Genomic DNA, 6,280 nt, shown 5'->3' with positions numbered 1-6,280 from the left:
GCACCCGTGTCGTTGAAACCGGAGACAACCAGCTCCCGCTCCCCCGGGCGCAGCACGTCAGCAGAACCCACCCGCAGGTCGGGGTCGGCCACGGCCTGCTCCACCACCCGGACGAAGCGCGCCGCGACGGCCTCGGCGGTCTCGCGGTCGAAGAGATCCGTGGCGAACTCCAGGAGACCCACCACACCCATGCCGGGCAGGTCGGCCATGTTGAAGAAGAGGTCGAACTTGGCGGTCTCGGTGCGGACGCGCTCGATCCCGACGCCGACACCGGGCAGGTCGAAGTCGCGGCGGGCGAAGTTCTGCCACGCGAACATGACCTGGAAGAGGGGGTGGTAGGCGGTGGACCGCTCGGGGTTGAGCACCTCCACCAGCCGCTCGAACGGAACGTCCTGGTTGTCGTAGGCGGCCAGCGCCTTGCCCCGCACCCGCTCCAGCAGCTCCGCGAACGTCGGACCACCCGACAGATCCGCCCGCAGCACCCACGTGTTCACGAAGAAACCCACGAGATCGTTGAGGGCCTCGTCGGTGCGGTTGGCGATGGGCGAGCCGATGGTGACGTCGTCGCCGCCGCCCAGGCTGTGCAGGAGGGCGGCGAGGGCGGTCTGCAGGACCATGGAGACGGTGGCGCCACTGCGGCGGGCCAGCTCCTCGACACCGGCCGCCACGTCAGGCGGCAGGGCGAATTCGACGGCGTCGCCGCGGTGGGAGGCGACCGGCGGGCGGGGACGGTCGGCCGGCAGCCGCAGCGGCTGCGGCACCCCCGCCAACTCCTCGCGCCAGTAACCGACCTGGGACGCCAGGATGCTGCCGGGGTCGTCCTCCTCGCCCAGCAGCTCGCGCTGCCACAGCGTGTAGTCCACGTACTGCACGGGCAGTTCCGGCCACGCGGGGGCCGTGCCCGCGGTGCGGGCGGCGTAGGCGGTGGCCAGGTCCCGGGCGAGGGGCGCCATCGACGAGCCGTCGCTGGCGATGTGGTGAACGAGCAGAAGCAGGACGTGCTCCCGCTCGGCGAGGCGGAACAGGGTCGCGCGCAGCGGTATCTCCGCGGCCAGGTCGAAGGGCCGGGCGACGGCGGCGCTCATCGTGTCGGCGAGGGTGTCCGGGGCGACCTGGACGGTCTCCACCACGGGCCGGGCCTCGTCGGCGGGCAGGACGCGCTGGGCGGGGACGCCGTCGGCGTCCACGGAGAACAGCGTGCGCAGGCTCTCGTGCCGGGCCACGACGTCCCGGACGGCGGCTTCGAGGGCGGCGGTGTCGACGTCGCCGGTGAGCCGGAGCGGGAAGGGCACGTTGTAGGTGGCCGACGGGCCCTCGAAGCGGTCGAGGAACCACAGGCGGAGCTGGGCGAAGGACAGCGGTGCCGTCTCGGGCCGCTGCTCGGCGCGGCGCAGCGGCGGGCGGACGCGAACGCCGGCCGAGAGCCGCTCGGCGAGTTCGGCGGCGGTGGGCGCGTCGAAGACCGCGCGGACCGGGAGTTCCGCGCCGAGGGCGGTGCGGATGCGGCTGACCAGACGGGTGGCCAGCAGGGAGTGGCCGCCGAGGTCGAAGAAGTCGTCGTCGATGCCGACCCGGTCCAGGCCGAGCAGTTCGGCGAAGAGGGCGCACAGCAGTTCCTCGCGCGGGGTGCGCGGGCCGCGGCCGCCGGCCGCGCCGGCGAAGTCGGGTACGGGCAGGGCGGTGCGGTCCAGTTTGCCGTTCGGGGTGAGCGGCACCTCGGCGATGGCGACGACCGTCGACGGCACCAGGTGATCCGGCAGCCGTTTCTGGAGGTGGCCGCGGACCTCGCCGACCAGGGCGCCGACGCGGCCGGCCGCGACGGGGTCGTTGGCCAGGGCACGGTCGGCGCGGCCGATGGGCAGGAAGCCGTCCGTGACGGCCCGGCCGGGCTCGGCCCCGGCGGGGAACAGGACGGCGTCGAAGCACTCGGGTGCGCCGGCCGACCAGGTCAGCAGCGCGTCCCAGCCGCGCTCGGCGGCCCACTCCCGCAGCTCGTGCGGGTCGACGACGTCCCCGGCTGAGGCGGGCGCGGGGATCACCGACATCGCCGCCGCGGCCTCGGCCTCGCCGGCGAGGCGGGCGTTCGGAATGCGCGTGACGCGCAGCGGGGCCGGGGCGGCCGCGCGGCACAGGTCGTCCAGGGTGCGCAGGCCGACGGCGTCGCGTCCCCAGCGCACGGTGCGCACCTCGTGCAGCGAGACGGTGTCGGCGGGTGCCTTGTGGAGGACGACCTCGTAGCGGTGGCGGGTGAGTTCGTTGTGGGCGCGGCCCGGCTTGAGGCGGATGTCCACGCCGCCGGCGCCGTGCCGTTCGGCCCAGCGGGCGAACCACTCCGGGTCCAGGACGAGTTCCTTCTCCGTCAGCACGGCGCGGGCGACCGCGGCGCGGGTGGCCGACGGGGACGCCTCGGGCTGCCGTGCCCGCCACACGCCGGTCCGCATCAGGCGGAGCGTGTCGGCGTTGCGCACGTCGCCGACGAGGATACGGCCGCCGGGGGCCAGCAGGTCCAGGGCGCGGGTGAGGACCGTGTCGAGGTAGTCGGCGTCCGGGAAGTACTGGACGACCGAGTTCAGCACGACGGTGTCGAAGTGCTCGCGCGGCAGCCCCGTGGTGTCGTCGGCGAGCTGGTGGCGCAGATGGACGCGGTCGCCGAAGCCGGCCCGCCGGGCCTGCTCGCCGAGCCGGTCGAGCACGGCGGCGGACATGTCGGTGCCCCAGTACTCGTCGACGTCGGCGACGACCGGCGCCATGAGCAGGCCGGTGCCGACGCCGATCTCCAGGACGCGGCGCGGTGCCCAGCGGGTGATCGCGGCGACGGCCGCGTCACGCCACTCGGCCATCTCGGTCAGCGGGATGGGCCGTCCGGTGTAGCTGGAGTTCCAGCCGGAGAAGTCCTCGCCCCAGCCTGCGCCGGAGGTGGCGTAGAGGCGGTCGTAGACCTGCTCCCACTCGTCGAGCTGTTCGTCGGCGGCGACCGCGGCGGTGCCCGGGTCGGCGTCCGGGTCGGGCACGACGTAGCCGACCAGGCGGCGCTCGCCGGAGCGGTCCTCGTGCCAGGTGACGACGGCCTGCTGCACGCCGGGGTGGGCGAGCAGCGCGGCCTCGACCTCGCCGGTCTCCACGCGGAAGCCGCGGATCTTGACCTGGGTGTCGACGCGGCCGCGGAAGACGAGGGTGCCGTCGGCGTTCCAGACCACGACGTCGCCGGTGCGGTACATGCGTTCGCCGGGCTCGCCGTAGGGGCAGGCCACGAACCGCTCGGCGGTCTGGTGCGGGCGCCGGGTGTAGCCGCGGGCCAGTCCGGCGCCCGCGATGTACAGCTCGCCGGGAGCACCGACGGGGACCGGGCGCAGGGCGGCGTCCAGGACGTACACGCGCATGCCGTCCATGGGTCGTCCGATGGGGACGGGCGCGCCGACCTCGCCGGCGTCGGCCATGGCGTGGCAGGTGGCGAAGGTGGTCGTCTCAGTGGGGCCGTAGCCGTCGACCAGGGTGAGGCCGGGGCAGGTGGCCAGCACGCGGCGGGCGGCGGCGGGCGACACGACGTCGCCGCCGGTCCACACCTCGCGCACGCCCGCGAAACACTCGGGGCGTTCGTCGGCGATCACCTTGAACAGTCCGGCGGTCAGCCACAGGGCGGTGATGCGGTGTTCGGCGACGAGCGCGGACAGGGCGGCGGCGTCCAGGCGTCCGGGCGGGGCGAGGACGACGCGGCCGCCGTTCAGCAGCGGCGCCCACAGCTCGTACGTGGCGGCGTCGAAGGCCTGCGGGGAGTGCAGCAGCACCCGCTCGTGGGCGCCGTTGCCGTACCGCCGGTCCAGGGCGAGGGAGGCGACGGCGTGATGGGTGACCTCGACGCCCTTCGGCTGCCCGGTCGAGCCGGAGGTGTACATGAGGTAGGCGAGCCGGTCGGTGCGGACGGGCACGGACGGCGTGGGCCGGCCGGCCGGGGCCGCGGCGACGGCCGCCGCCGTCTCCGGGTCGTCCAGCACGACGAGCGGGCAGTCCGTGCCCGGCAGCCCGGCAGCCGTCGCGGTGTCGGTGAGGAGCGCCGCGGGCCGGGCGTCGGCGAGCATGAACGCGATGCGGGCCGCGGGGTAGTCGGGGTCGACGGGCAGATAGGCGCCGCCGGCCTTGAGTACCGCGAGCAGGGCGACGACGAGTTCCGGGGAACGGGGCAGCGCCACGCCCACGACGGAGTCCGCCGCCACGCCGCGCTCGGCCAGCACGTGCGCCAACCGGTCGGCGCGGGTGTCGAGTTCGCCGTACGTCAGGCTTTCGTCTCCCCAGGCCACGGCGACCGCGTCCGGACGGGCGGCGGCCCGGTCGGCGAAGAGTGCGTCGAGGGGCTGCGGCGGGGCGGGGACGTCGGTGCGGTTGAACTCCCGCAGCACCTGGTCGTGTTCGGCGTCGTCGAGCAGGTCCAGAGCGCCGAGGGGGGTGTCCGGGCGGGTCACCAGCCGGCGCAGGACGCGGGCGAACCGGTCGGCGATGCGCCCGACGGTCGCCCGGTCGAAGAGGTGGTGCTGGTACTGGAGCCCCACCCGCAGATGCGGCTCGGCGAACGCCATCACGACCATCGGGTAGTGGGCGCCGCTGAGCGGGCTGATGCCGGTGACCTCGATGCCGGCGGCGCTGGTGGCCTCGGTGAGGGCGACCCCGTCGATCGGGTACGACTCGAAACCGACCAGCGTGTCGAACAGCACGTTCAGGCCGACGGCCCGGTGGATGTCGAGCAGCCCGTGATGGTGGTGGTCCAGCAGGGCGCTCTGCCGCTCCTGCACGTCGTTCAGGACCCGGCGCAGGGTCTGCGCGGGCGAGCAGTCCACGCGCACCGGCAGGGTGTTGATGAACAGGCCGACCATGGAGTCCACGCCGGGCACCTCCGGCGGGCGTCCGGAGACGGTGGCGCCGAACACCACGTCCTGCCGCCCGGTCAGCCCCGCCAGGACCACGGCCCAGGTGCCCTGCACGAGCGTGTTCAGGGTCAGCCCCAACTCGGCGGCGCGGCGGGTGAGTTCCCGGGCGTCCTCGGCGCTCAGCGGCACGTCGACCTGACCGATGCCGGCCGGGTCCGCGCCGGACACGGCGTCCGGCACCAGCAGGGTGGGCTCCTCGACGCCGGCCAGCTCCTTCGCCCACGCCCGGGCGGCCGCGGCACGGTCCTGCCGGGCCAGCCAGTTCAGGAAGTCCCGGTAGCCGCGCACCCGCGGCAGGGCCGACGGGTCCCCGCCGGAGGCGTACAGGCGCAGCAGGTCGCGCATCACCAAGGGCACCGACCAGCCGTCGAACAGCACGTGGTGGGCGGTGAAGACCAGCTCCCAGCGCCGCGCGCCGGTCCGCACGAGGGTCATCCGCACCAGGGGTGCCGCGGTCTGCTCGAAGTGCGTGTCGTGGTCCTCGGCCAGGAACCGCTTGAGCGCCGCCTTCCGCTCCTCCTCGCCGAGCGCGCTGAAGTCGACTTCGCGCCAGGGCAGTTCGGCCCGCTCCGGGACGATCTGCACGAGGTTGCCGGACGCGTCCGGCACGAACGCGACCCGCAGGTTCGGGTGGCGGTCGAGCAGCGCCTGTCCCGCCGCCCGCATCCGGTCGGGCTCGACCTGCCCCGACAGGTGGAACACCAGTTGCATCTGGTAGGCATCGAAGGTCGATCCGGCCAGCATGGCGTGGAAGAGCAGCCCGGACTGCATGGCCGTCAGCGGCCATACGTCGCTCAGGCCAGGGTAGCGGCGCTCCCACTCGTCGATCTGCTGCTGCGTGGCCCGCACGAGCGGCAGGTCGGAAGGGGTGAGCCCGCCCGCGCCCGGGGTCGTGGCGTGCCGGGCGAGCGCCTCCAGCGCCTCCCGCCAGTACCCGGCCAGTTCCTGTACGTCCTCCTCGGCCAGGATCCCCGCGGGGAACCCGAGTCGGGCGGTCAGCCGCGGGCCCTCGGCCGATCCACCGACCAGCGCGTTGACGTCGAGCACGGACAGCGCCGGCAGGTCCGCGTCCGGCTCCGCGACCAGCTCGGCGGCGTCCTCGGCCTGCGTCCAGCCGAGCCCGCGCAGTTCCTCGGGCATGTCCGTGGCCGCGTACTGGCCGACGTAGTTGAAGCTGATCTGCGGGTCGGCCTGCCGGCCGAGGTCGGGGGCGGTCCGGGGGTTGAGGTGGCGCAGGAGGCCGTAGCCGATGCCCTTGTCGGGGATGCGGAGCAGTTGTTCCTTGACCGCCTTGACGGCTGTCGCCGTGGCGGGGCCGCCGGTGAAGGCCTCGTCGAGGTCGATGCCGGCCAGGTCCAGCC

General features: G+C 74.4%; 1 protein-coding gene. It reads right to left on the bottom strand.

Translation table 11 applies throughout. The features are described from left to right. On the bottom strand, positions 1-6,280 hold a 6,280-nt coding region (locus IE263_RS47910), incomplete at both ends, for a non-ribosomal peptide synthetase (RefSeq protein WP_189944442.1).

The organism is Streptomyces aurantiogriseus (assembly GCF_014649375.1).
Taxonomy (GTDB): Bacteria; Actinomycetota; Actinomycetes; order Streptomycetales; family Streptomycetaceae; genus Streptomyces; species Streptomyces aurantiogriseus.
This window is presented reverse-complemented; position numbering and strand designations above follow the sequence as displayed.